The 21,021-nt window shown below is 56.7% G+C and carries 22 protein-coding genes; 10 read left to right on the top strand and 12 right to left on the bottom strand.

Annotation, left to right across the window (positions count from 1 at the left end):
- Window positions 1-38: 38 nt before the first annotated feature.
- On the bottom strand, window positions 39-1,217 hold the full coding sequence (locus KW837_RS19775) for a GAF domain-containing sensor histidine kinase (protein ID WP_218398097.1): 1,179 nt from the start codon (window positions 1,215-1,217) through the stop codon (window positions 39-41).
- A gap of 159 nt (window positions 1,218-1,376) precedes the next feature.
- A complete protein-coding gene (locus KW837_RS19770) occupies window positions 1,377-1,682 on the bottom strand; it encodes a PepSY domain-containing protein (RefSeq protein ID WP_123495750.1) in 306 nt (101 codons plus the stop codon).
- 158 nt (window positions 1,683-1,840) lie between these two features.
- On the opposite strand from KW837_RS19770, the gene KW837_RS19765 reads away from it, so the two are divergent.
- Window positions 1,841-2,728, top strand: a complete 888-nt coding sequence (locus tag KW837_RS19765) for a sterol desaturase family protein (RefSeq protein ID WP_218398094.1) — start codon at window positions 1,841-1,843, stop codon at window positions 2,726-2,728.
- 1 nt (window position 2,729) lies between these two features.
- Here the strand turns inward: KW837_RS19765 and KW837_RS19760 are convergent, their stop codons facing one another.
- Both KW837_RS19760 and KW837_RS19755 read right to left on the bottom strand, forming a co-directional pair.
- On the bottom strand, window positions 2,730-3,413 hold the full coding sequence (locus KW837_RS19760; RefSeq protein ID WP_218398092.1) for a helix-turn-helix domain-containing protein: 684 nt from the start codon (window positions 3,411-3,413) through the stop codon (window positions 2,730-2,732).
- Window positions 3,414-4,541, bottom strand: coding sequence for a glycerophosphodiester phosphodiesterase (locus KW837_RS19755; protein WP_218398090.1), 1,128 nt, complete (start codon window positions 4,539-4,541; stop codon window positions 3,414-3,416). It lies immediately after the preceding gene.
- A gap of 235 nt (window positions 4,542-4,776) precedes the next feature.
- On the opposite strand from KW837_RS19755, the gene KW837_RS19750 reads away from it, so the two are divergent.
- Window positions 4,777-5,103 carry a DUF2025 family protein gene (locus KW837_RS19750; RefSeq protein ID WP_030132586.1) on the top strand — a complete coding sequence of 109 codons (327 nt, stop codon included), beginning with the start codon at window positions 4,777-4,779 and terminating at the stop codon, window positions 5,101-5,103.
- A 146-nt stretch (window positions 5,104-5,249) separates the two neighbouring features.
- On the opposite strand, the gene KW837_RS19745 is transcribed toward KW837_RS19750, so the two are convergent.
- Complete coding sequence (locus tag KW837_RS19745) at window positions 5,250-5,573, bottom strand: antibiotic biosynthesis monooxygenase (protein WP_218398088.1); 324 nt, start codon at window positions 5,571-5,573, stop codon at window positions 5,250-5,252.
- Window positions 5,570-6,277, bottom strand: a complete 708-nt coding sequence (locus tag KW837_RS19740) for a CTP synthase (RefSeq protein WP_218398086.1) — start codon at window positions 6,275-6,277, stop codon at window positions 5,570-5,572. The genes KW837_RS19745 and KW837_RS19740 overlap by 4 nt, the downstream gene beginning before the upstream one ends.
- 15 nt (window positions 6,278-6,292) lie before the next feature.
- Between KW837_RS19740 and KW837_RS19735 the strand changes: the two genes are divergently transcribed.
- Complete coding sequence (locus KW837_RS19735; RefSeq protein WP_218398085.1) at window positions 6,293-7,234, top strand: LysR family transcriptional regulator; 942 nt, start codon at window positions 6,293-6,295, stop codon at window positions 7,232-7,234.
- Between the two features lie 6 nt (window positions 7,235-7,240).
- Here KW837_RS19735 and KW837_RS19730 read toward each other — a convergent pair whose 3' ends face one another.
- Window positions 7,241-7,786: a DUF1003 domain-containing protein gene (locus KW837_RS19730; protein WP_192344411.1), complete on the bottom strand. Its 546-nt coding sequence runs from the start codon at window positions 7,784-7,786 to the stop codon at window positions 7,241-7,243.
- Window positions 7,787-7,926: 140 nt separating this feature from the next.
- Complete coding sequence (locus KW837_RS19725; protein WP_192344412.1) at window positions 7,927-8,535, bottom strand: TetR/AcrR family transcriptional regulator; 609 nt, start codon at window positions 8,533-8,535, stop codon at window positions 7,927-7,929.
- A gap of 216 nt (window positions 8,536-8,751) precedes the next feature.
- Between KW837_RS19725 and KW837_RS19720 the strand changes: the two genes are divergently transcribed.
- Window positions 8,752-9,810 (top strand): MBL fold metallo-hydrolase, encoded by a 1,059-nt coding sequence (locus KW837_RS19720; RefSeq protein WP_218398083.1) that lies wholly within the window; start codon window positions 8,752-8,754, stop codon window positions 9,808-9,810.
- 214 nt (window positions 9,811-10,024) lie between these two features.
- Here the strand turns inward: KW837_RS19720 and KW837_RS19715 are convergent, their stop codons facing one another.
- Both KW837_RS19715 and KW837_RS19710 read right to left on the bottom strand, forming a co-directional pair.
- Window positions 10,025-10,279 carry an XRE family transcriptional regulator gene (locus KW837_RS19715; protein ID WP_218398081.1) on the bottom strand — a complete coding sequence of 85 codons (255 nt, stop codon included), beginning with the start codon at window positions 10,277-10,279 and terminating at the stop codon, window positions 10,025-10,027.
- Window positions 10,280-10,290: 11 nt separating this feature from the next.
- Window positions 10,291-10,608, bottom strand: coding sequence for a helix-turn-helix transcriptional regulator (locus tag KW837_RS19710; RefSeq protein ID WP_218398079.1), 318 nt, complete (start codon window positions 10,606-10,608; stop codon window positions 10,291-10,293).
- 338 nt (window positions 10,609-10,946) lie between these two features.
- Here KW837_RS19710 and bglX point away from each other — a divergent pair, with 338 nt between their 5' ends.
- Complete coding sequence (bglX, locus tag KW837_RS19705; RefSeq protein ID WP_371317157.1) at window positions 10,947-13,175, top strand: beta-glucosidase BglX; 2,229 nt, start codon at window positions 10,947-10,949, stop codon at window positions 13,173-13,175.
- A gap of 131 nt (window positions 13,176-13,306) precedes the next feature.
- Here bglX and KW837_RS19700 read toward each other — a convergent pair whose 3' ends face one another.
- Window positions 13,307-14,074 (bottom strand): helix-turn-helix transcriptional regulator, encoded by a 768-nt coding sequence (locus tag KW837_RS19700; protein WP_218398570.1) that lies wholly within the window; start codon window positions 14,072-14,074, stop codon window positions 13,307-13,309.
- 271 nt (window positions 14,075-14,345) lie between these two features.
- On the opposite strand from KW837_RS19700, the gene KW837_RS19695 reads away from it, so the two are divergent.
- The 3 genes from KW837_RS19695 to KW837_RS19685 all read left to right on the top strand — a co-directional run bounded on the left by KW837_RS19695 (window position 14,346) and on the right by KW837_RS19685 (window position 16,841).
- Window positions 14,346-15,164 (top strand): sulfite exporter TauE/SafE family protein, encoded by an 819-nt coding sequence (locus tag KW837_RS19695; protein ID WP_218398074.1) that lies wholly within the window; start codon window positions 14,346-14,348, stop codon window positions 15,162-15,164.
- A 114-nt stretch (window positions 15,165-15,278) separates the two neighbouring features.
- Window positions 15,279-16,445: a hypothetical protein gene (locus KW837_RS19690; protein ID WP_218398072.1), complete on the top strand. Its 1,167-nt coding sequence runs from the start codon at window positions 15,279-15,281 to the stop codon at window positions 16,443-16,445.
- Between the two features lie 162 nt (window positions 16,446-16,607).
- A complete protein-coding gene (locus tag KW837_RS19685; RefSeq protein ID WP_218398070.1) occupies window positions 16,608-16,841 on the top strand; it encodes a hypothetical protein in 234 nt (77 codons plus the stop codon).
- A gap of 61 nt (window positions 16,842-16,902) precedes the next feature.
- Here the strand turns inward: KW837_RS19685 and KW837_RS19680 are convergent, their stop codons facing one another.
- A complete protein-coding gene (locus KW837_RS19680) occupies window positions 16,903-17,892 on the bottom strand; it encodes a hypothetical protein (RefSeq protein WP_218398067.1) in 990 nt (329 codons plus the stop codon).
- A 253-nt stretch (window positions 17,893-18,145) separates the two neighbouring features.
- Between KW837_RS19680 and KW837_RS19675 the strand changes: the two genes are divergently transcribed.
- Together KW837_RS19675 and KW837_RS19670 are read left to right on the top strand one after the other, a co-directional pair.
- Window positions 18,146-19,705 carry an McrB family protein gene (locus tag KW837_RS19675; protein WP_218398064.1) on the top strand — a complete coding sequence of 520 codons (1,560 nt, stop codon included), beginning with the start codon at window positions 18,146-18,148 and terminating at the stop codon, window positions 19,703-19,705.
- A complete protein-coding gene (locus tag KW837_RS19670; RefSeq protein ID WP_218398063.1) occupies window positions 19,702-21,003 on the top strand; it encodes an McrC family protein in 1,302 nt (433 codons plus the stop codon). The genes KW837_RS19675 and KW837_RS19670 overlap by 4 nt, the downstream gene beginning before the upstream one ends.
- Window positions 21,004-21,021: the final 18 nt, after the last annotated feature.

Here is a 21,021-nt window from a genome sequence, read left to right as displayed (position 1 = left end):
TCTCAAGTTCGTGCCGTGCCCGTCGATCACGGATTTGCTTAAGCCCGTGAGGGCAAGCTGAAGGTGAACGTCGTGCCCTGTTGCTCGGTCGATAGCACCTCCAGTTTCCCGCCATGGGACTGCGCAATCTGACTGGCAATGTACAACCCCAACCCGAGGCCGACCTGCGGTGTGCCGCCGGCTGGTTTCGAGTAGGGCAGGAACAGATGCGGTAGCGCATCTTCGGCAATCAGCCCCTGGTTCTTCACGCTCAACACAAAGTGTCCATCGTCGACCTGCGCACTGACCTCGACCGGGTCATCGGGAGTTCCGTGGACAACGGCGTTCGCCAGCAGATTGGAGAGCAACTGTGCGACCCGTTCGCGATCGCAATGAACGTTGCTCAGGTCGCCAATCGACGACTGAATGATGCGTTTAGGGTGAATGCTCTGGATCTCGGAAATCACGTGCCGCAACGCATCTCCCAGGTCTGGGCATGGCTCGATGTTCACCGGGATGCCTCGGCCCAATGACCCCCGGGCAAAGTCCAGCACATCTTCCACCAGTTTGGTCGCACGTCGGGCGCTGGTGAGGATGTGCCGGGCGCGCTGCTCATTCGCGGGGTCGGAAAGTTTACGCAGGAGCATTTCGGCGCCGGCGCTGATGGCGAACAAGGGGTTGCGCAGATCATGACCAAGCACGGCGATGAATTGTTCGCGCAGTTCGGCGGTTTGGCGTTCCTTGACCTGCGCCGCTTCGGTCTGTTGCAGCGTTTCTTCTGCTTCTATTTGCAGCGCGAGTATCCGGGCGAACGATTCCATGGTACTCAGGATCGTGCTGGACTTGAGCGGCGCAGGGTTGGGATCAAGGGCGCAGATGGTGCCGAAAAAACGTCCGTCGGTGCGCAAAATCGGCACGGCAATGTAGCTTTCGAATTGATAGGTGCGGGGCGTGGGGTTATCGCGGTAGAGCGGGTCTTCACTGGCTTTGTCGATGATCACCGAGCGTTGGCACTGGCGCACTTCGTTACACAGGGTGGACACCAGATCCAGTTTGTCGCCCACCTTCAAACCGAAATCCAGTCGATCAAGCACCGCGCAGGCAGTCCAGGAGTCTTCGGTAACACGGGCCACCGCGGCGAACCGCAAGCCGGTCAGCTCACTGATCACCTGAAGAATTGCCGGCACCGCGCTGATCCGGCCGATTGTGGCGATGTCTGCTGCCGCTGTTTGCCCCATATCCTTGGTTCTCTACTTCAACATGCCAAATGGTTTTGAGGGATTCTAGCGGGCTTGCGCGAATTGTCGCGGCTTCGTTCGTCGCTTCAGCGAACGGCCTGGCGCCGAACGCAAAAAAGCCGCACGACCCGAAAGTCGTGCGGCTTTTTTGCAGTTGAATCACGTGTCTTGTTTGTTGCTCAGAACCTTGCCGGTAGTGGCATCGAAGTCCACGTCCCACTCGGTGCCGTCAGCCAAGCGCAGTTCAACTTCATATTCGTAACCGTTGAAGTGGTTATCCAGGTCGGTGTCGGTAATCGTGGCACCCGGGTGCAACTTCAAGGCAGCCTGGTTCAGTTCTTCCAGGGGTTTGATCTTGCCACTCTTGACCAACTCGGGGATCTGGTCGACGCGAACGTCAGCCTGGGCCAGGCCAGCGGTGAGGGTCAGGGCAGCAGCGGTGAACAGGGCAGTTAAAGTTTTCATGAAGTTCTTTCCTTGGGTGAACTGTTTAAGTGGGATCAGGTTAGCTCGCGCAACTTAATTCACCCTTAAAAAACGTTTCGGGCTTCGATTGCGCCGTTTGTTCAATTCCGTCATCCCGACAATCTTTCATGCTGCGACCTCGATCAATGGAGGTGGTGATGAAATACATCTTTGCGCGGATCTATGCCCCAGCGTTCTGGGGCGGATTTATTGGGGCCAGCCTTTGGCTAACGGGAGTTGCCGGGTTAAGAGAGGGGTGGCTGTTGCCGCTGTTTCTCGCAGCCCTGGCCCTGTCGTTTCTGGCCGAATGGGCTTTACCCTATGAGGTGAGCTGGAATCGCTCGGTCGGTGATCGCGCTCGTGACATCATTCACGGGTTGGTCAACGAGGCGTTGAATGCTCTCGGTTTGCTGGCGTTACCGGGCCTGGTGGCGCTGCTGTCGTTCGACGGGGCATGGCCAAGGGGGTGGCCGCTGTGGTTGCAACTGGCGCTGGCGATTTTCATCGCCGACGCCGGTCTCAGCCTGATGCATTACGCCAGCCACCGCGTGCAGTGGTTGTGGCGTCTGCATGCGGTGCATCACAGCGTTCAACGGCTATACGGCTTCAATGGCTTGATGAAGCATCCGTTGCATCAACTGCTGGAAGCCTCTGCGGGGCTGTTGCCGTTGTTGCTGCTGGGCATCCCGCCGGACGTGGCGGCACTGCTGGCATTTGCCATCGCCATCCAGTTGCTGCTGCAACATTCCAATGTCGATATGCAGCTGGGGTACTTGCGCTGGATATTCGCCTGGGCGCCGGTGCATCGCTTTCATCACATGAAATATGGACAGGCCGGCGACGTGAATTTCGCCTTGTTCTTCAACCTGTGGGACTGGCTTCTGGGGACCGGGTTCTACACGGCGGATTATGAAATCCGTCAGGGCGACCTGGGCATCGGCAGCCGACCAGACTTCCCTCGGGACTACGTAGCGCAACTGCTGGACCCGTTCGGGCCGGTGTCGTTGAGCAAAGAACCCGCGGTACCTGAGCCGTTGCGGCGCTGAATCAAGCCAGTAAACGCAGATCGATGTGTTGCAACGCTTGGCGAGCGGTCACGCCGAAGAGCTTTTTCAGACTCCTGGAGAAGTGCGCAGAATCGGCAAACCCGGCCTCGTGCGCGGCGTCAGTCACGGTGCTGCCGGCCAGGATCAGCACCATCGACAGCCGCAGTCGCCGCCATAGCACCAGCCTGCGCACAGGCAGGCCGAGGTGACTGGCGAACAGCCGTTGCAATTGACTTAAGGACAGGTGTGCCTCGGCAGCCAATGCGCTTGCCAGCACCTTGGTCGTCAGCAACCCGTCGAGGGTGGACAAGGCGTGCTCGATCCGAGGATCGCCAAGGGATCGGCGTGGACAATGGCGAACGGCGTGGTCGAGGCTTTCAAGGGACAATGCGGCCTTGAAGACGACGTTGTTCAGCATCTGGTTGTCGAACATGAGTGGCTCTGCATAGACCGTGAACACCACATCCGGCGCCTCGACAATGGAGTGGCAGATTTGAGAGGGGATGAACAGGCGATGGGCCGTTTGGTTCACGCCGTCGAGATTGACGGTGACCGGTCGATCAGGGGCCAGGATCAGTTGATGGGCGTAATGGGCATGGGGCGCAGTGCGCCCCAGCTTTCCGTGGATCAGACCATAATCACGCCCTAACCACAGGTGGCCTGTCCACTCGGTATTTTGCGTCACTCAGTAACCGTTGTTCTGCAACAACTGCGCAACACTCGCCGCCGCCGGACGCTTATAGAACTTCAGCAGTTCGCTGGCGCGGTTGGTGAAGACGCCATCGACCCCGGCATCCGCCACTTTTTGATAATCCACCGCATCGTCGATGGTGTAGACGTGCACCAACAGGCCCTGATCGTGGGTGTACTGGTTCATCCACGGTTTCACCAGGTCCGAGTAGCTCTGATCGCCACCCTTGGTGAGTGCGGCCGAAGGGCCGGTACCGATAGCGCCCTGGGCCTTGGCGTACTCGACCCATTGCTGGAATTCGGCTTTGTCTTTTGGCTCCTGCCTGGCGTAGTAGGTCGCTTTGTCCTTGTCACCGGACTCGGCGAACGTCACTTTGGATTTCGGCTCGATGCTGCCTTCGCCCACCCACAGCAGCAGGATTTTCGGCACTTGCGGCATTTCCTTCTCGAGCAGTTCGAGGCTGCTCTTCTCGAAGGTTTGCAGCACCACTTTGCCTTTGCCCTGGCCGACCGCCAGTTCGCTCTTCGCCAGTTTCGAACCGACCGGGCTCAGCCAGCCGCGATCCTGGAGTTTCTCCTTGAGGTCTCGCTCGATACCGGGAAACTGCTTCGGCTCTTTGGTTTCGATGTACAGGCCCGGCTTGTGCAGCGGGTTGCCCTGGGCGATGTCGATGATTTCATCCAGGGTCAGGATCTTCAGACCTGCGTAGCCCGGACGCGCGCGATCCGGGTAAGCGCGGTTGAACCAGCTACCGGCATCCAGGGTTTTGAGTTCGGCGATAGTGAATTCGTTGGCCTGGCTGTCCTTGCGTTCAGGGAATTTGGTGGCGACGTCGGTGGTGCGTTGCAGGTTGTTGTCGTGCAGGGCGAACAGCACGCCGTCCTTGCTGCGTTGCAGGTCCAATTCCAGGTAATCGGCACCCAGATCACGGGCCAGTTTGTAGGCCGCAGCGGTGGATTCCGGTGCATCGAAAGACGCGCCACGGTGAGCGATCACCGCCGGGTGCGGAATGCCCAAACGAGTCGCCAGTGCGGTGGGGCTTGGCTCGTTGGTGGCCTGTGCCTGGCCGAGGCCGAGCATCAGGCTCAGCAGCAAGGCGCTCTTGGTGAAGTTGACAGGCATGCTCGAAGTCCTTTTGCGATGGGTTTTCAAAGACGTATCTTTTAACAACTGAGCGCCGCTTGCGCTATCGCCAGACCGACATAAACGTGTTTAAAGGAGTTTTTTCAGCGCATTTGTGCGCTTCTTTGCAGTACTCTTGGCTCCGGCAATTTCCCCGGCAGAGGGAAACCCGTTCGCTTGCCCAGCGTGTAAACCATCGATCACCGGTCCTTTGCGACCTTTTGTGAGGTTTATCATGCGCATCACTTCCCAGCTCATTTGCCAGGCCGCCGACCAACTCAAAGGCTTCGTCGGCCTCAATCGCAAGACCGGCCAGTACATCGTTCGTTTTAGCGAAGACTCGTTCGGCATGGACGTGGCTGATGACGGCATCATCCCCACCAGTGAATTCGTCTGGGCTCCTGGCCCCGAGCAGACCATGACGCTCAAGCGCGAACTGATCCAGTTGCTGCTGGACCAGAACATCGACGACCGGATCAACATCACTGAACCGTTGCGGGTGTATATGAATCGGCGGGAAGTGCCGCAGATTACGGCGGTGAGGAGTTTGGTGCGGGGTTGAGGGTTTTGTACTGGCTGTCAGGGCCTCTTCGCGAGCAAGCCCGCTCCCACATTTGATCCCTGTTGGGCACAAATCTTGTGCGCGCAGGAGATCCCCCTGTGGGAGCGGGCTTGCTCGCGAAGGCGATGCTAAAAACACCACAGCAATCACTGCTCAAACAGATACGCCCGCTCAACCCGGCACACCCGCGCATGACACGCCGAATACCAGGTCGAACGCCCGCGCTCGCGAATCGCACTGTGCTCGGGATGATGTTTCCAGGCCAGGATCGCCGCTTCGCTATCCCAGTAGGACACTGTTATTCCAAGCCCATCCGCACCTCGGGCCGATTCCACGCCAAGGAAGCCGGGTTGCTCCCGGGCCAGTTGTACCATGCGTTCGGCGGCCTGTTCGTAACCGTGATCGCCGTCGGTGCGCAGTGAGGTGAAAATCACCGCGTAGTAAGGCGCTGCAGGCGTTTGGGCGCTCATGATTGTGGCCTCGCACAGGCCTCGATCAGCGCCCGGACCAACGGCGGCAGAGTGCCCTGGAGCGCGGCGCGTTCCGGTTGGAACAGCGTGGCGACGAAGAACGGATGATCTTTTAGCTCCACCGCCCGCAGCCCTCCCGTCGAATCGTGGCCAACCGCGTGCAACTGTTGTTTCAGTAGCTCCCGTTCAAACTCGGGATTCACACCATATCGGCAGTGATATCCCTCGCGAATTTCAGCGTTTTCGTACGCCTTGGCTATCAACGAGCCTTCAACCAAATGAATGCTGTCGACGGCTTCCACCAGCGAACACGTCAGCGGCGAGAGTAACGCCGGCGTCGCGTCGGGCGAGGTCTCGCCGTGTTCGGCATCGCTCCAGCCCAGAACGTTGCGGGCGAATTCGAGCACCGCGTGCTGAAAACCGCCGCAAGTGCCGAGGAAAGGTCGCTTCTGCTCGCGGGCAAAACGGATCGCCCGCAATGCACCGTCCATGTCGCGATAAGGGCTGGCGGGCACGCACCAGAAACCATCGAAGTCATTCAGCGGCGTAGCGGCGTTGATGCGGTCGGTGGCCAACCATTGGAACTGTATGTCTTGGCCTGAGTGTTCGGCAGCCATGCCGAGGGCGATGGGAATGGCTTGGTGGGCGGTGACCTGTGGGTCGTAATCGCCGATCAGGGCGATGCGGATGGCGCTGGTTTCCATGAGTGATCTCGACGCTTGTTGATTCCTGGCACCCACTATAAATTGGCGTTCACGCAATCAATATTGGCGTTATCCCAAGTGATCAATGCACCGATGCACTATCGACTGGACTACCCGGACCTGTCCCTTATCCTCGCCCTGGTGCGCGGCGGCTCTCTGGCCCGGGCGTCGGCGTTGTTGAAGGTCGACGTGTCGACGGTGTTTCGGGCCGTCCGCCGACTGGAAGCCGCGTTGGGTCAGCAACTGTTCGAGAAGAGCCGCGCCGGTTACCTGCCGACCACGCTGGCGCAGACCTTGGCCGAGCAGGCTGAACGCGCCGAACAAGCGCTGGAGGCGGCGCGTATTGGCGTGGAGCAGGGCGGTGAAATCATCAGCGGCACGGTGCGCCTGACGTGCACCGATTCAGTCCTGCAAAGTTTGTTGTTGCCGGCGCTGGCGCGGTTCATGCCGTCCTATCCGGCGCTGACCATTGAACTCTGCACCTCCAACGACTTCGCCAACCTCAGCCGTCGCGACGCCGACATCGCCTTGCGGTTGACCCGCACACCGCCCGAACATTTGGTGGGGCGGCGGTTGGCGGATATTTCCTACCGGGTCTGTGCCAGCGCGGCCTATCTGCAATCAGTCGATTCCCACGACCTGGCTGCATTGACCTGGATCGCCCCGGACGACTTCCTGCCCGATCACCCCACCGTCGCATGGCGGCGTCAGCAGTTGCCTGGCGTGACGCCTGGTTATCGCTGTAACAGCATGTTGTCAGTGACAGAGTTAGTGCGGGCCGGGCTGGGTGTCGCGGCGTTGCCGGACTTTTTGATCGGTGATGGACTGCAACCGTTGACCGAGCCCTTGCACGGTTACGACACGGCACTGTGGTTGCTCACACGCCCGGACTGCCGCGCATTGCGCTCGGTGGTGACGTTGTTCGATGAATTGGGGCGCGCGCTGAAGTTTCCTTGAGTCGGATCACGCCTTCGGTGGCTCTTTGCCTACGAAGTGTTGATGCATTTCCGACGTCAGGCTTTCGATACGCTCGGTCAGGGTTTTGGTGATTTCGGTAAGCCGGGTGTTTTGCTCCAGCAGTTCCAACAGTTGCGCGGTGTGTCGCGCGGCTTGGGCCTGACGTTCACTGTTGGCGACGGCCAAGGCTTCACGATGTCGCGCATCGGCGTCTGAGTGGGCTTTGTCCCGCGCCGCCTGGCGCGTCTGGGCCAGCAGAATCAGCGGCGCGGCATAGGCCGCTTGCAGGCTGAACGCCAGGTTAAGCAGGATGAACGGGTACACATCGAAATCGGTCACGCCGGACAAGTTCAGGCAAATCCAGACCACCACAATCAGGGTCTGGGCGCCGAGAAAAGTCGGCGTGCCGAAGAACCGTGCAAAGGCCTCGGCGCGCAGGGCAAAACGGTCAGTGCCGAAAGTGGGCGCCAGATGAGCGTGAGGGCGATGGAAGCGCAGGTGATCGACGGGGCCGGTTTTTTCGGTTTCGGTTTCGCGGGTCGGGGTGCTCATGGTGCTCTCTGCATGGCGCTGGGACTGAGGCTCACTATAGCTCCAGCGCCAGTTTCATTCTGAAACACATTTCGGTGTTTCTACTCAGAGCGACCTGTCAGCGATAACGCGGCGGACATTGTCATTTTTTGCAGCCCGATTCAGAGCTGATAACAGGCCAGGAACATGTCTAGCGCCGACTCCACAACGGTGTGCTGCATCTCGGGCGACAAGCCTGGCTGGCCCATGGAGATCTGCGGCCAGAACGCAAAGGACTTGAGCAATCCCTGGACCTGTTGTGCGGCGAATTCGGGTGCGACCGGTTTCAATCGGCCATCGGCCTGAGCAGCTCGAATCCATACAGTCACGCCTTCTTCGCGCTCGCCCATTCGGGTGACCATGTTCTGCGCGCGCTCGGGAGAATGGATGGTGGCGGCGATCGCCACTCGTGCCAGGTCGAGAAAATTGTCATCGGCCAGCATCTGCAATTTCGCCTGCAACATCAGGCGCAACTGGTCGCGCAGGGGCAGGTCAGGGCGGTAGGCGGTTTCCTGTTCGGCCGTTACCCGCGCCCACAATTGATTGAGGATTTCGGCGAACAACTCTTCCTTGCTCGGGAAGTGGTTGTACACGGTGCGCTTCGACACGCCAGCGGTGGCGGCGATCTTGTCCATGCTGGTGATGTCGAAACCGTTGGCACGGAATTCGGCAATCGCCGCCTGAATAATGGCTTCGCGTTTACGATCGGTGAGGCGTTGTGGAGCTGTCATAAATACGCTTAGGCAAAAATAAGGGGAGAACTACACTTGGCAGTTTACTTGCGAACGGCTTTGATGCAACCTTGAAACTACACTGTGCAGTGTAATGTTTTGTTAATCCTGCCCAGTAAAAAATAGAATCTGCGGCTGATGCGTGCGTGCTTTGGCCATCTATCGTCCCCAAGGGGGGAAATCGCGAATCTGCGGTTTTCCTGGAGTCATTCAGTCATGGCCACTTTAACTTCTCCAGCGGATAACGCCGCAACGCCTGAACCTTCACGACAGGCGCAAGGGCAATATCGAAATCATGTACCGGTGAAGCGCCAAGGCTTTCGCAAAACCTTGCGCATTCTGTGGGACTTTATCTTCCACAAACCGCGCGACACCCGTCCGTCTGCTCCCGTCCCGGTGCAAACCCTGACCCAGGCAGCGTTGATCGCTGCGCCCAACCACAGCGTCTATCGCCTTGGTCATTCCACTGTACTGCTGAAACTGCGAGATAAATTCTGGATCACCGACCCGGTCTTCGCCGAGCGCGCCTCGCCAGTGCAATGGGCCGGCCCGAAGCGTTTCCATCAGCCACCGATCAGCCTCGAAGACCTGCCGTCGATTGAAGCGGTGATCCTGTCTCACGACCACTATGACCACCTCGACTATCAGGCCGTGCTCAAACTGGCGGACAAAACGCAATACTTCCTCACCCCGCTGGGTGTGGGCGACACCCTGATCAAATGGGGCATCGATGCCAGCAAAGTGCGCCAACTGGATTGGTGGCAGAGCACCGAGGTCGATGGCCTTCAATTCGTCGCCACCCCTTCGCAGCACTTTTCCGGCCGTGGTCTGTTCGACGGTAACCGCAGCCTTTGGGCATCGTGGGTGATGATCGACGGTGACACGCGGCTCTTCTTCAGTGGCGACAGCGGCTACTTCGACGGCTTCAAACGCATTGGCGAACAGTACGGCCCGTTCGACCTCACGCTCATGGAAACCGGCGCCTACAACGTCGAGTGGCCGCATGTTCACATGCAGCCCGAGCAAACCCTGCAAGCGCACATCGACCTTAAAGGGCGCTGGTTGCTGCCGATCCACAACGGCACCTTCGACCTGTCGATGCACGCCTGGTACGAACCCTTCGACCGTATTCTGGCGTTGGCCTGGGAGCGGAGCGTGTCGATCACCACGCCGCAGATGGGCGAAGCGTTCAACGTGATGTATCCGCAACGGGGCAGTGCGTGGTGGTTTGAGGTGGAAGGTGAAAGCGATCAGGCGGCGCCTCAGAACGCTTGATGTTGTGCTGCCGGGCCGCTTGCCGTGGGAGCGGCCGGTAAGTGATGCCGACTGCAATCTGTAGCAGCTGGCGAAGCCTGCGTTCGGCTGCGCAGCAGTCGTAAAATCAGAGATTGCGGTATGTCAGGCAGACCGCGTCAGCCGGATTCACGACTGCTGCGCAGCCGAACGCAGGCTTCGCCAGCTGCTACAAAGAGGATGTGTTCGGCCCCATCTATCTGCGTTCGCCCAAATTTGGATATTCCGAGATTTTTGCCACGGTCAAATCGCGAAATTTTCCACTCAGTAATTCGTCCAGTTCTTCCTGCGACAGTCCGAGCCTTTGCGCGGCCTCAGTCTTGCTCAGCCGACCGTTTTGGAGGAGCAGGCCAATCTTCATGACGTGTTCGGCTTTGGCCCGCATCTCACCCGCCTCGGGGTAGCCCGGCGCCTCATGAACGCAGCGGTTGCTTCCATCGATTTCATTCATTTGCTGACACCTCACTCAACCATTGCATAATCCGCCCGCCCCACCGGATCCGGTGTCGACCCTCTCACATTCATCCCTCTGCCCGGTGCAAATCCCGGGAAGAACACCAGGCCTTGCGACTCAAACCGATACGCCAACGCCAGCCGGGTGACATCGAGCACCTCGCGTTCTGCCTCGAAGCGCTGAATGGCGTCAACGGAAACCCCGCATTCCTCGGACAACTCTTCAACACTCCAGCCCAGCATCGCTCGGGCCTGGGCACAGTGGGCGGGGGTGAACTGGAAGAGGGCGATACGTTCCAGGGTGATTTTCATCGCAAGAGTGGCCATGGTGTTCTCCGGGCTCGAGAGTGCTGATTCAAAATGTACTGTGTTTTTGTACAGTTGTTTTGATCCCGGATCAAACTCATTTTTTTGATCGATTCTGTTTTTCGCTCCGGCAGGCGCTTGGGAGCGACTACGCTGTTTCTATGCGGGCACCTGAAAGCTCAAGGCTTTCAACGCCCGTTAGCAGCAATGATTGAACGTCAGCTTTCTGATCTTCAATACAGGGAAGGTGGCGTTTATGACGCAGTGCGCCACAGCGTTATGCAGGGAAGGGAATCATGAAAAGACTACGTCTGTTATGTGCCCTGATCGGTTTTACAAGCTTGCCCGTCGCGGCTGATATGGCATCGTTGAGCAAAGAGGCCTTTGTCGGCAACCTGATAAATCAAATGACCCTGGAGGAAAAAATCGGCCAACTGCGGCTGATCGCTATTGATGAAAAGATGACGCCCGAAAAAATACGCGAAGAGATCGCCGCCGGGCGAATCGGGGGTACGTATAACTCTGTGAGCCGTTTCGTAAACCGCCCCATGCAGGACGCGTCTCAACAAAGCCGCCTGAAAATCCCGATGTTTTTCGGCTGGGACGTGATACACGGCCATCGAACCATTTTTCCCATTGGCCTGGCGTTAGCCTCCAGCTGGGACATTGGCGCTATTGAGCTAAGTGGTCGGATAGCGGCAAAAGAAGCCAGCGCGGACGGTATCGACATGACCTTCGCCCCGATGATAGATATCGCCCGGGATCCTCGCTGGGGACGCACTTCCGAAGGCTTTGGCGAAGACACCTACCTCGTTTCGCGCATTGCCAAAGCGATGGTTCAGGCCTACCAGGGCGCAAGCCCGAATGCACCCGACAGCATCATGGCCAGCGCCAAACATTTTGCGTTGTATGGGGCTGTCGAGGGTGGGCGCGACTACAACAGCGTCGACATGGGCCTGGCCAGGATGTACCAGGATTACCTGCCACCTTATCGTTCGGCGATTGACGGGGGTGCGGGGGCGATGATGGTGGCGCTTAACTCGATAAATGGCGTGCCAGCCGCTTCCAATGCATGGTTGATGCAAGACCTGCTGCGCAAGGCATGGGGCTTCAAGGGTCTGGTCATCAGCGACCATAACGGGATAAACGATCTGGTTCAGCATGGCGTGGCGAAGAATCACCGAGAAGCGGCCAGGCTCGCGATCAAGGCCGGCGTTGATATGAGCATGAACGACTTCTCCTATGGTCCGGAGCTATCGGGGCTGCTTGAGTCGGGCGCTATTTCCCAGAGCAATATTGATAACGCGGTGCGGGAAGTGCTGGGGGCCAAGTACGACATGGGGCTGTTCGAAGACCCTTACCGGCGCATCGGCATTGCCAGTGAAGACCCCGCTGACAACAATGCCGAATACCGTCTGCACAGAGCCCAGGCCCGTGAGGTGGCACGCAAGACATTGGTGCTGCTGAAGAATGAAAACGGCCTCTTGCCGCTGAAAAAAGAGGGCGTGATCGCACTCATAGGCCCATTGGCAAAAAGTACCGTCGATATCATGGGCAGTTGGTCCGCAAGCGGCGTGCCCGCGCAATCGGTGACGATCTACGACGGCCTGAAAAACGCAATGACCCAGGGTTCGCTGATCTATGCCCGAGGCGCCAATCTCGAGGAGGATCAGGAGGTCGTTAAATACCTGGAATACCAGGGAGTGTCCGAAATCGCGAACGACCCTCGCCCGGCGGCAGAAATGATTGATGAAGCGGTCAAGGCTGCACAGCAAGCCGATGTCGTGATCGCAGTAGTGGGCGAGCCCCGCAGCATGTCTCATGAAGCGGCCAGTCGAACCAGTCTCGACCTGCCTGGGCGCCAGAGTGAATTGATCACCGCCCTGAAAGCCACCGGCAAGCCGTTGGTACTGGTGTTGATGAACGGCCGGCCACTGTCCATCGGCAAGGAGCAGAAACAGGCCGATGCGATTCTGGAAACCTGGTACAGCGGCTCCGAGGGAGGCAACGCCGTTGCCGATGTGTTGTTCGGCGACTACAACCCATCCGGCAAATTACCCATCACCTTTCCACGCTCCGTGGGGCAGATCCCCAATTACTACAGCCACTTGAACACCGGTCGCCCCTACATAGCGGGTGCGCTTCGCAACTACACGTCGCAATATTTCGATCAATCCCACGGTCCGCTTTATCCCTTCGGCTATGGGCTGAGTTATACCGACTTCAGCCTGACCGACATGGCCCTGTCGTCGACCACACTGAGCAAGACCGACAACCTCGTCGCCAGCGTCATGGTCAAGAACATCGGCCAGCGCGACGGCGAAACGGTGGTTCAGCTGTATATCCGCGATGTTGTGGGATCCGTCAGTCGTCCAGTCAAAGAACTCAAGAACTTTCAAAAAATCATGCTCAAGGCCGGAGAAGAGAAAGCGGTCCACTTCAGCATTAATGAGAACGACTTGAAGTTCTTCAACACCCAATTGGAATACGCCGCCGAGCCGGGTGAGTTCCGGGTGCAAATCGGTCTGGATTCTCAGGATGTGAAGGAGCAGAGTTTTGAGTTGCTGTCAGAACAAGGCAGTGGCTAAGGCCAAGCGCAGAACCTGTAGGAGCGAGGCTTGCCCGCGAAGAATGCACCGCGGTTTTTCAGGTATTACGCGTTATCGTTCTTCGCGGGCAAGCCTCGCTCCTACAGGTTCTGCGGTTGCCCGCGAGCTCGCTATTTCGCCCCCTCCAACCAAACGGACGGTGCCTGCCCCAACACACGACGAAACATCGTCGAGAACGCCGCCGGGCTGTCATAGCCAAAATCCAGCGCAATCCGCGTCACCGGCGTGCCCACCGCCAGCCGCGCCAAAGCCAGCACTACACAGGCCCGCTGCCGCCATTGGCTGAAACTCAGCCCGGTCTGTTGGCGGAACAGACGATTAAACGTACGCAAACTGATATGCAACTGATCAGCCCAGTGTTGCGGCGATTGGTGAGCGTTCGGTTGCTGGAGAAACATCTGACACAACCCAAGCAGCCGCGAATCCATAGGCAACGGAATGTGCAACGGCAAGCGAGCACTACGGGCCAACTCGTGCAGCAGCAAATCGATCAGCGCACCGTCGCGCCCGGCCTCGTCGTACTCCAGCGCAACCTCCACCGCCTCCATCAGCAAATGCCGCATCAACGGCGAAACACTGATCACCTGACAGCGATTGCCCAAATCAACCGCTCCCGGTTCGATGTACAAACTGCGAGTGCTCACCCCCAGCATCAACACCTCATGCGCCACCCCCGGCGGAATCCACACCGCCCGCTGCGGCGGCACCACCCAATTGCCGTCGTGCGTACTCACCTGCATCACCCCGGTGGCGCCGTACAACAACTGCGCCCGCCGGTGGGTATGGCGCGGCAACCGATGACCGTCGGGGTAATCCGTGCCGAGGGCCACCACCGAGCGTGGCGTGTCGTCCAGCAGATCAATCGAAACATTGCGCATCGAGCGGTACTCAGCGGTTGGCGTAAACGCAAACATTATTGGCTGACTTGCTGAAGCAGGCCAAGCCCTAATACCAGTAAGTTAAGAGCACTCCATGTGGGAGCGGGCTTGCTCGCGAAGACGGCGGCACAGCCAACATTAATGTCGCCTGACACACCGCTTTCGCGAGCAAGCCCGCTCCCACAATGGAGTGCTCTTACTTAACTTACCGGCGATAGGCCAAACCCCATCGCTCTATCGTCGATCACTCTCAACCAACGGACGATGCGCGATGTTCTTCTACCTCTTGCTGGCACTCTTCGGCTGCATGACCGGCGTCACCGCCGTGCTGTTCGGCTTCGGCGGCGGCTTCGTCGTCGTGCCCTTGCTGTACCGCATGCTCACGGCCAGCCATGGCGCCGACGATCCCATCAGTCAATCGGCGATGCACATCGCCGTGGCCACCTCGACCTGCGTAATGATCGTCAACGCCCTGATCGCTACCGGAAAGCATCACCGCGCTGGTAATCTCATTCGCCATTACCTGTGGCCGTTGGGCGGGTTCATCGGTTTGGGCGCGATCATCGGCGCCGTTGCAGCGATGTGGGCGAGTGGCGAGTTGATTCGTTTTGCCTTCATCGCCTACCTCGGCGTGACGATTATGGACTGCCTGTTCCGACGCGGATTTCTCACACAGTCCGACGCTGTAATCCCACGGCGATTGGGCAGGGCAGAAGTGTCGGGCGGCGGTGTAGGCATCGGCACCATCGCCACCTTTCTCGGCGTGGGCGGCAGCGTCATGACCGTGCCGTTGTTGCGGCGTTGTGGGCTGAGCATGTCCCAGTCGACGTCCATGGCCAATCCGTTGAGTCTGCCGGTTGCGCTGGCTGGAACACTGACTTACATGGCGATGGCGGGGTTTGCCGGGTTTGATCTGGGAGCGTGGTTTGTCGGTTATGTGGATGTGCTGGCGTTTGCGGTGTTGACGGCTGGATCGCTGGTGGGGATTCGCCTGGCGACGCCGTGGATCGGGCGGATACCGGATCGGGTGCATGCTCGTGTTTATATTGGTTTGCTGGTGGTGGTGATGCTCAGCATGGCGATGAAGTGAGACGTGCAATGAGGCTCGATTCCCTCCTGCAACCTCGCCATAATCCGTCCTCGTTCAACCTGCGCCGCCTTCAATCTGCCCGGCGCTGCTTCCGACTCATTCAGGGATCGATCAATGCTCAAAGGATTGTTACGCCTGGCGCCAGTCGCCGCGTTGCTACTCATGTTGTGTTCCACTGCTCATGCCGAGGACGGAAGACGAGTGTTCACCGGCACGCTGGGCAAGATGCCGATCGTGCTGGAACTGAATACTTCTAACGCTGAAAACATAAGTGGTCGCTATTTCTATCAGAAATACCGCAAGGACCTGGTGCTCAGCGGCATCAAGAATGGAGAGATGCTGGTACTCGATGAGGGTGAACAGCGCTATGGAGAGAAAACCCCAAGGCCTCAAATTCATCTGAATATCGAGCCCAATAGATTTTGGGGGGATTGGAGCAACGACGAAGGAAAAACTCTGAAGATAGAATTGGTGGAAGCCAAACTGCCGGTAATGCCTGCCGGTACTCTGCCTTACCTCGCCAAACTCCATGAAACTGAGCCGTACGAATATCTGCGCCTTCAAGGTATGAAGCTCAAACAAGGAAAGACAGAAACGTTCAATGGCTACTCACTGCAATGGTGGAGCGAACCGCAAACAAAGACGACGCTGTTTGAAGTCGTTTCGGGCTACACCGCCGAAGAGCGTCAGCGGATCAATCAACAGTTGATGGGGCGCTTGTGGCTGGAAGTAGTGGGTTATTACGGATGTCTCGCCGGCGGTGGCGTGAATTTCTATCACCAAACGATCAAACCGTTGTTGATGACGCCTTCGGTCATCAGCGTGAACATCGGTACTGAGTACAGCTGTGGCGGCGCTTACCCGGATCAGAACGATGTGCCGCTCAACCTGGATGCCAAGACCGGCAAGCCTTTAGTACTTGAAGATATTCTTTGGGTGGGAGAGGGGAAACCACTGCATTACGAAGAACTCTACGGTGAAAGCGATCAGTCACCTGACACGTTCACCGCGTTTTCTGCGTACCGCTCCAACGAATTCGCGCCATGGTTGGTGGCCCAGCTCAGTAAGCTTTATCCCGATCAAATGACCAGTGATGAGGAATGTGCCTACAGTGATGTAGATCCGTGGCGTTTCCTGTCTTGGCATTTCGCCGAAAACGGCATCAAGCTAGAGCCATCATTTCCTCATGTAGCCGCTTCGTGTGGGTATGTTGAATGGAGCGTCCTGCCCTACAACCTCATCAAACAACACCCCGGCGGCGTAGCGCTGCAACTGCCCTGAGGCGAATTTACTTCTCCGCCAACCCCGGCGCTTCACGAATGATGAAGTGATCCAGGTTCTAACGGACTGGCTGAGCTACCCTCGTATTCAGTTGGGGTTTTCCATTGAGGGCAGTTTCTCCGACTACCACGAGTCGAAGGAAATATGGTTTTGGAAGGTCATATGAAAATTGTTAAAGGGGCCTTTTTCGTCATCCTCATGGTTGCCTTGGCCGTTGGGGCATTTAATTTGTTATTCGTGGCAGTGTCTGATTACTTTGGGCCGTTCTACGAAAGTGAAGCGGACCAACGTCGGAACTTTGCAATTTGGCTTTTGGGTAATGCGGGGGTTGGGATGCTTTCGATTGTTATGGGGGTTGTTTTGTATCGGCGTTATCTGCGCAGAGCACGTGTTTGAACGACACGATGGCCGCCGTCCCGACGCAATATCAGCCACAGCAATAACGCGGTGACGCCGATTACTTACCCGCCAACCCCGGCGCCTCACGAATAATGAAGTGATCCAGGTTCTCGATATTGGCACTGAACACCCCGAACGTCTGTTCGGGGTTTTTCTTGCTTGGCACCTGCTTCAACTCCGGCGTCACGCCATAAAAGAAGCAATACAACTCGGCGTCACTGTCGACCGCGTGCTTGATCTCTTCCAGAAACGCTTTGCGCTTGCGGTAGTTGTCGATCAGCTTCTTGCTCAAGTAAACGTTCACCGAATAAGGCTTCTTCTTCGCCTCGTCCGGTTGCTTGAACCAGACCTTCTGCTCGAAATCGATGCGAAAGCTCTGGGTGTAATCCTTGATCTCCTTGATCTTGCCCCAGTAAATCAGCCCCTTTTTGTCCTGCAGATACTCGATCTTCTTGAAGAACGACCCATAAGGCGCCGAGTGCTCGCCAATCTTCAACTGCATGCGCTTGAGCAGCTCCTTGTCCTCGAAGTTCGACACAAAACACTCCACCGGATGGGCGAAGACACTGGTCTTGTCCGGCGCCGATTCCCGGATCGGCTGCTCGACGTTACTGGCCGCTGAAGCTGGTTTTGGGTCATCCCGCATGACATCCGCCACCACCGCCGGGCTCGCAGGCTTACGCACATACTCACGCCGAGTCAGCAACAACTCCGACGGAAAATGCTCCTCGCGACTGTCATCCGATTCCGCACCGTCCGCCTCCAGGCCCGACGCCGGCGTCTTCAGGCTGACATAAGGACAACCCTCGACATGCCGCGTGCTGGGGATGTTCTTGAAGTGCGGCGTACGCACGTAATTCACGTTCTTGGCGTTGAACGTCCCCAACACGTTGGTCGCATCGAACGCCAAGCGGCAGGCATCGTTGGGGCACTGGAAGTGTTCTTTGGCGGAATCGAACTCCATGGTTTCGTCGAAATTCAAATCGCGCACGTCATAGATCGACAGCTTGTCGTCGAGGCTGAGGCAGTAGGCGAGGTCGAATTTCATGGGCTATCGGGCTCTTTGAGGGGATCGTTTTTATAGTCGCTAAGCGTTCGTCCTGCACAGCTTTTTCCACTGCGCGATCTACTTCTCTGTGCGGCTTTACCAGTGATGGCAATGTAGCTACCGTTGTAGGATAAATTTCCTGCGGCTGTGCGCTATTTCCTACGTCGAGTTTCGGTTTCTGCAACCCGTGTCGACCGTGATCGAGCCGCACCCCGCAATGACCATTTGCTCACGTAGCAAGGATAGCGACTCGATGACTTCGCCTGCACTTAACCAAATCTTGTTTGGCCCACCGGGAACCGGTAAGACGTTCGCCACTATCGAGGCCGCGCTGGAAATTCTTGCTCCTGAGTTTCTTCGGGCCAACAAAGGCAAACGGGTGGCTTTAAAAAAGCGCTTTGATGAGTTAGCCGAAGATGGGCACGTTGAGTTCGTCACCTTTCATCAAAGCTTCAGCTACGAGGACTTCGTCGAAGGTCTACGTGCTGAAAGCGGAGAAGATGGGCAATTGCGCTACGAAGTCGTCGATGGAGTGTTCAAAAAAATGTGCACCTCTGCCATGGCCAAAGTAAAGAGCCCCGGTGCTCTATTTATAAAGGGGGAGTCATTTGGTTCGGGGTACATAGTCGCGAGTGCATCTGCTGAGTTGCTGAGCTTGGTTAAACCTAATGGTAAAGAGCTACCGATTGGGATGAGTATTCTTCACACGCTCGCTGAATATGTGCGCGCAGGGCGGTTAACCGTCGCAGATGTTCGCAACAAGCTAGTTTTTGACAAAGTGTCAGAAACTAAGCTGGAACCATATCTCATCAATGGCTACAACAATATTTTGCCGGTTTTGGTTCAGCGGATTTTGGAAACGTCATCCGACGACGCAAAGGTCAAGGAAACAACTCAATCCAGCGACGCACGCGTACTCATCATCGATGAAATAAATCGCGGCAATATCTCTCGGATTTTCGGTGAGCTGATTACTCTCATCGAGCCATCCAAGCGTGCAGGAGTCGACGAGGCATTAAAGGTGACGCTGCCGTATTCGAAGGATCATTTCAGCGTTCCGAGTAATGTCTACCTCATTGGCACCATGAACACCGCTGATCGTTCATTGGCCGGTCTAGATATCGCACTGCGTCGTCGTTTCACGTTCCGCGAAATGCCGCCTAAGCCTGAGCTGCTGAACGACGTCACCGTGGGGGAACTCAATGTTGCCCAACTCCTAATAGTGATGAATCAACGAATTGAAATGCTTTTAGACCGAGATCATTGCTTAGGACACGCGTATTTCATGCCGTTAAAGGATGAGCCAACGCTGGAGCGATTGGGCCAAATCTTTCGCGAGCAAGTGCTCCCATTGCTGCAAGAGTATTTCTTCGAAGATTGGCTACGGATTCAATGGGTCCTTAACGATCATCGCAAGGCCGCTGAAAACTGCTTTATCGCGCAGGCGCTATTCAACTCAGGATCTTTGTTTGGCGATCAAGTGGTGCTAAGTAACCAAAATAACCAATGGATCATCAACGAAGACGCCTTTGCTCGGATTGAGTCTTTTTGGGGTGTCATTGATCACCAAGCAGTACCTCCAAAGGTCCAGGAGGCTATCGAAGCTGAAAAAGACGACATTCAGGTTCGTCAGCTTGAAAGCGGATCAATCGAGGTTTTAAAGTCTGGGAAGATCGTCAGCCCATCTAAACCTATTTTGCGAGAGCTTGCCGCAGCGCATGGCCTGACAACACACCATGCAAGTGGTCTTGAGTTTAATACTCGCCATCTTGGCGCGGCCGTAATCAGCGCATTGAAAGGCGTGACGGTGTGAAACCCGTCATCACGGTCCGCGAGTACGCGAGGCTGACGACAGATAAAATCACTGAGCCGACATTGGATCTTGCTCAGGTATCGGTTTCCGCCTTTGACTGGCTGTGCAAATTGAATGCTACTTTCAGCAATGCTGGAACTGCACTGGTTCAGCTTGAAAATCGGTGTTTACTCAAACTCGACAACTACGTTGGTGTGTTGGAAACACCCTGTGGCACTCGTCTTGAAATTCTCCCCAAACATTTTGAGCGAGAGGACTGCATTAAGCAGAGCAGAGTGTTGTTGCGGCGCATGATCCAAGCTTCTCTAAATTTACCTACCCGTGAAGTCGGCGCGGCAGATCTTCAAAATTTCGATGCACCGCTGAGCGAATGGGTCATGGGCCGATTCCTACTGGCTCTGGATCATTTGATCAAGCGAGGTCTACGCTTTGACTACCAGCGCGTAGAGGAGGAACAACGGTTCCTACGTGGTCAATTGGATGTGGTTAAGCAAATGCGTCAACCCCCTGGACGCCAGCACCATTTCCAGATTCGACACGATATCTATTTGCCCGACCGACCAGAAAACCGCTTACTCAAATTCGCGTTAGATGAGGTTTGCAAAGCAACAAAAGATGCTGGTAACTGGCGTCTGGCTCACGAGTTAAGAAGTGTGTTGTTAGAGGTTCCTACAAGCCGCAATGTGCAGCAGGATTTCAACCAATGGAGCAGCGAGCGGCTGATGGCGCACTACATGCCAGTGAAACCCTGGTGTGAGCTGATTATCAAGCAAAAGATGCCTTTGGCGGTCGCCGGGGAGTGGCATGGCATGAGCTTGTTGTTTCCTATGGAGAAGCTGTTTGAGCGTTATGTAGCTGCGAGTCTAGACAGGGATCTGCTGCAAGACGCTCGACTTCAAACTCAAGCCCACACTGAATATTTGTGTCAGCACAAAGGCAAAAACTTCTTTCAATTGCGGCCGGATTTGATGGTTCACCATCAGAATAAAAGCTGGGTGCTGGACACAAAATGGAAGCGGTTGAACTCATCTGGTGAGGATAAGAGCTACGGTTTGAAGCAGTCCGATTTCTATCAGTTGTTCGCCTATGGCCACAAATACCTAGGGGGTGAGGGGGAGTTGGTGCTGATTTATCCAAGACGATCTGCGTTTGATGCGCCGTTGCAGGTATTTGAGTTTGCATCGCAACTCAAGCTTTGGGTGCTGCCGTTTGATATGGAACGTGGCGTATTGTTAGGGGCTCCTGAAGGGTTCCCGCTTCACTCTCAGCAACAGCGATCAAGTGAACGGTTGGCGTGATGCTCAACGCTCCCAATC

The sequence above is a fragment of the Pseudomonas sp. PDM24 genome (assembly GCF_019218905.1).
In the GTDB taxonomy this organism is placed as follows: domain Bacteria; phylum Pseudomonadota; class Gammaproteobacteria; order Pseudomonadales; family Pseudomonadaceae; genus Aquipseudomonas.
This window is presented reverse-complemented; position numbering and strand designations above follow the sequence as displayed.

Excerpts from the sequence above, each read along its gene's own strand:
- KW837_RS19775 (WP_218398097.1), bottom strand. The coding sequence starts at position 1,217 with ATGGGGCAAACAGCGGCAGCAGACATCGCCACAATCGGCCGGATCAGC.
- KW837_RS19770 (WP_123495750.1), bottom strand. The coding sequence starts at position 1,682 with ATGAAAACTTTAACTGCCCTGTTCACCGCTGCTGCCCTGACCCTCACC.
- KW837_RS19765 (WP_218398094.1), top strand. The coding sequence starts at position 1,841 with ATGAAATACATCTTTGCGCGGATCTATGCCCCAGCGTTCTGGGGCGGA.
- KW837_RS19755 (WP_218398090.1), bottom strand. The coding sequence starts at position 4,541 with ATGCCTGTCAACTTCACCAAGAGCGCCTTGCTGCTGAGCCTGATGCTC.
- KW837_RS19750 (WP_030132586.1), top strand. The coding sequence starts at position 4,777 with ATGCGCATCACTTCCCAGCTCATTTGCCAGGCCGCCGACCAACTCAAA.
- KW837_RS19745 (WP_218398088.1), bottom strand. The coding sequence starts at position 5,573 with ATGAGCGCCCAAACGCCTGCAGCGCCTTACTACGCGGTGATTTTCACC.
- KW837_RS19740 (WP_218398086.1), bottom strand. The coding sequence starts at position 6,277 with ATGGAAACCAGCGCCATCCGCATCGCCCTGATCGGCGATTACGACCCA.
- KW837_RS19730 (WP_192344411.1), bottom strand. The coding sequence starts at position 7,786 with ATGAGCACCCCGACCCGCGAAACCGAAACCGAAAAAACCGGCCCCGTC.
- KW837_RS19725 (WP_192344412.1), bottom strand. The coding sequence starts at position 8,535 with ATGACAGCTCCACAACGCCTCACCGATCGTAAACGCGAAGCCATTATT.
- KW837_RS19720 (WP_218398083.1), top strand. The coding sequence starts at position 8,752 with ATGGCCACTTTAACTTCTCCAGCGGATAACGCCGCAACGCCTGAACCT.
- KW837_RS19715 (WP_218398081.1), bottom strand. The coding sequence starts at position 10,279 with ATGAATGAAATCGATGGAAGCAACCGCTGCGTTCATGAGGCGCCGGGC.
- KW837_RS19710 (WP_218398079.1), bottom strand. The coding sequence starts at position 10,608 with ATGGCCACTCTTGCGATGAAAATCACCCTGGAACGTATCGCCCTCTTC.
- bglX (WP_371317157.1), top strand. The coding sequence starts at position 10,947 with ATGGCATCGTTGAGCAAAGAGGCCTTTGTCGGCAACCTGATAAATCAA.
- KW837_RS19700 (WP_218398570.1), bottom strand. The coding sequence starts at position 14,074 with ATGCGCAATGTTTCGATTGATCTGCTGGACGACACGCCACGCTCGGTG.
- KW837_RS19695 (WP_218398074.1), top strand. The coding sequence starts at position 14,346 with ATGTTCTTCTACCTCTTGCTGGCACTCTTCGGCTGCATGACCGGCGTC.
- KW837_RS19690 (WP_218398072.1), top strand. The coding sequence starts at position 15,279 with ATGCTCAAAGGATTGTTACGCCTGGCGCCAGTCGCCGCGTTGCTACTC.
- KW837_RS19685 (WP_218398070.1), top strand. The coding sequence starts at position 16,608 with ATGAAAATTGTTAAAGGGGCCTTTTTCGTCATCCTCATGGTTGCCTTG.
- KW837_RS19680 (WP_218398067.1), bottom strand. The coding sequence starts at position 17,892 with ATGAAATTCGACCTCGCCTACTGCCTCAGCCTCGACGACAAGCTGTCG.
- KW837_RS19675 (WP_218398064.1), top strand. The coding sequence starts at position 18,146 with ATGACTTCGCCTGCACTTAACCAAATCTTGTTTGGCCCACCGGGAACC.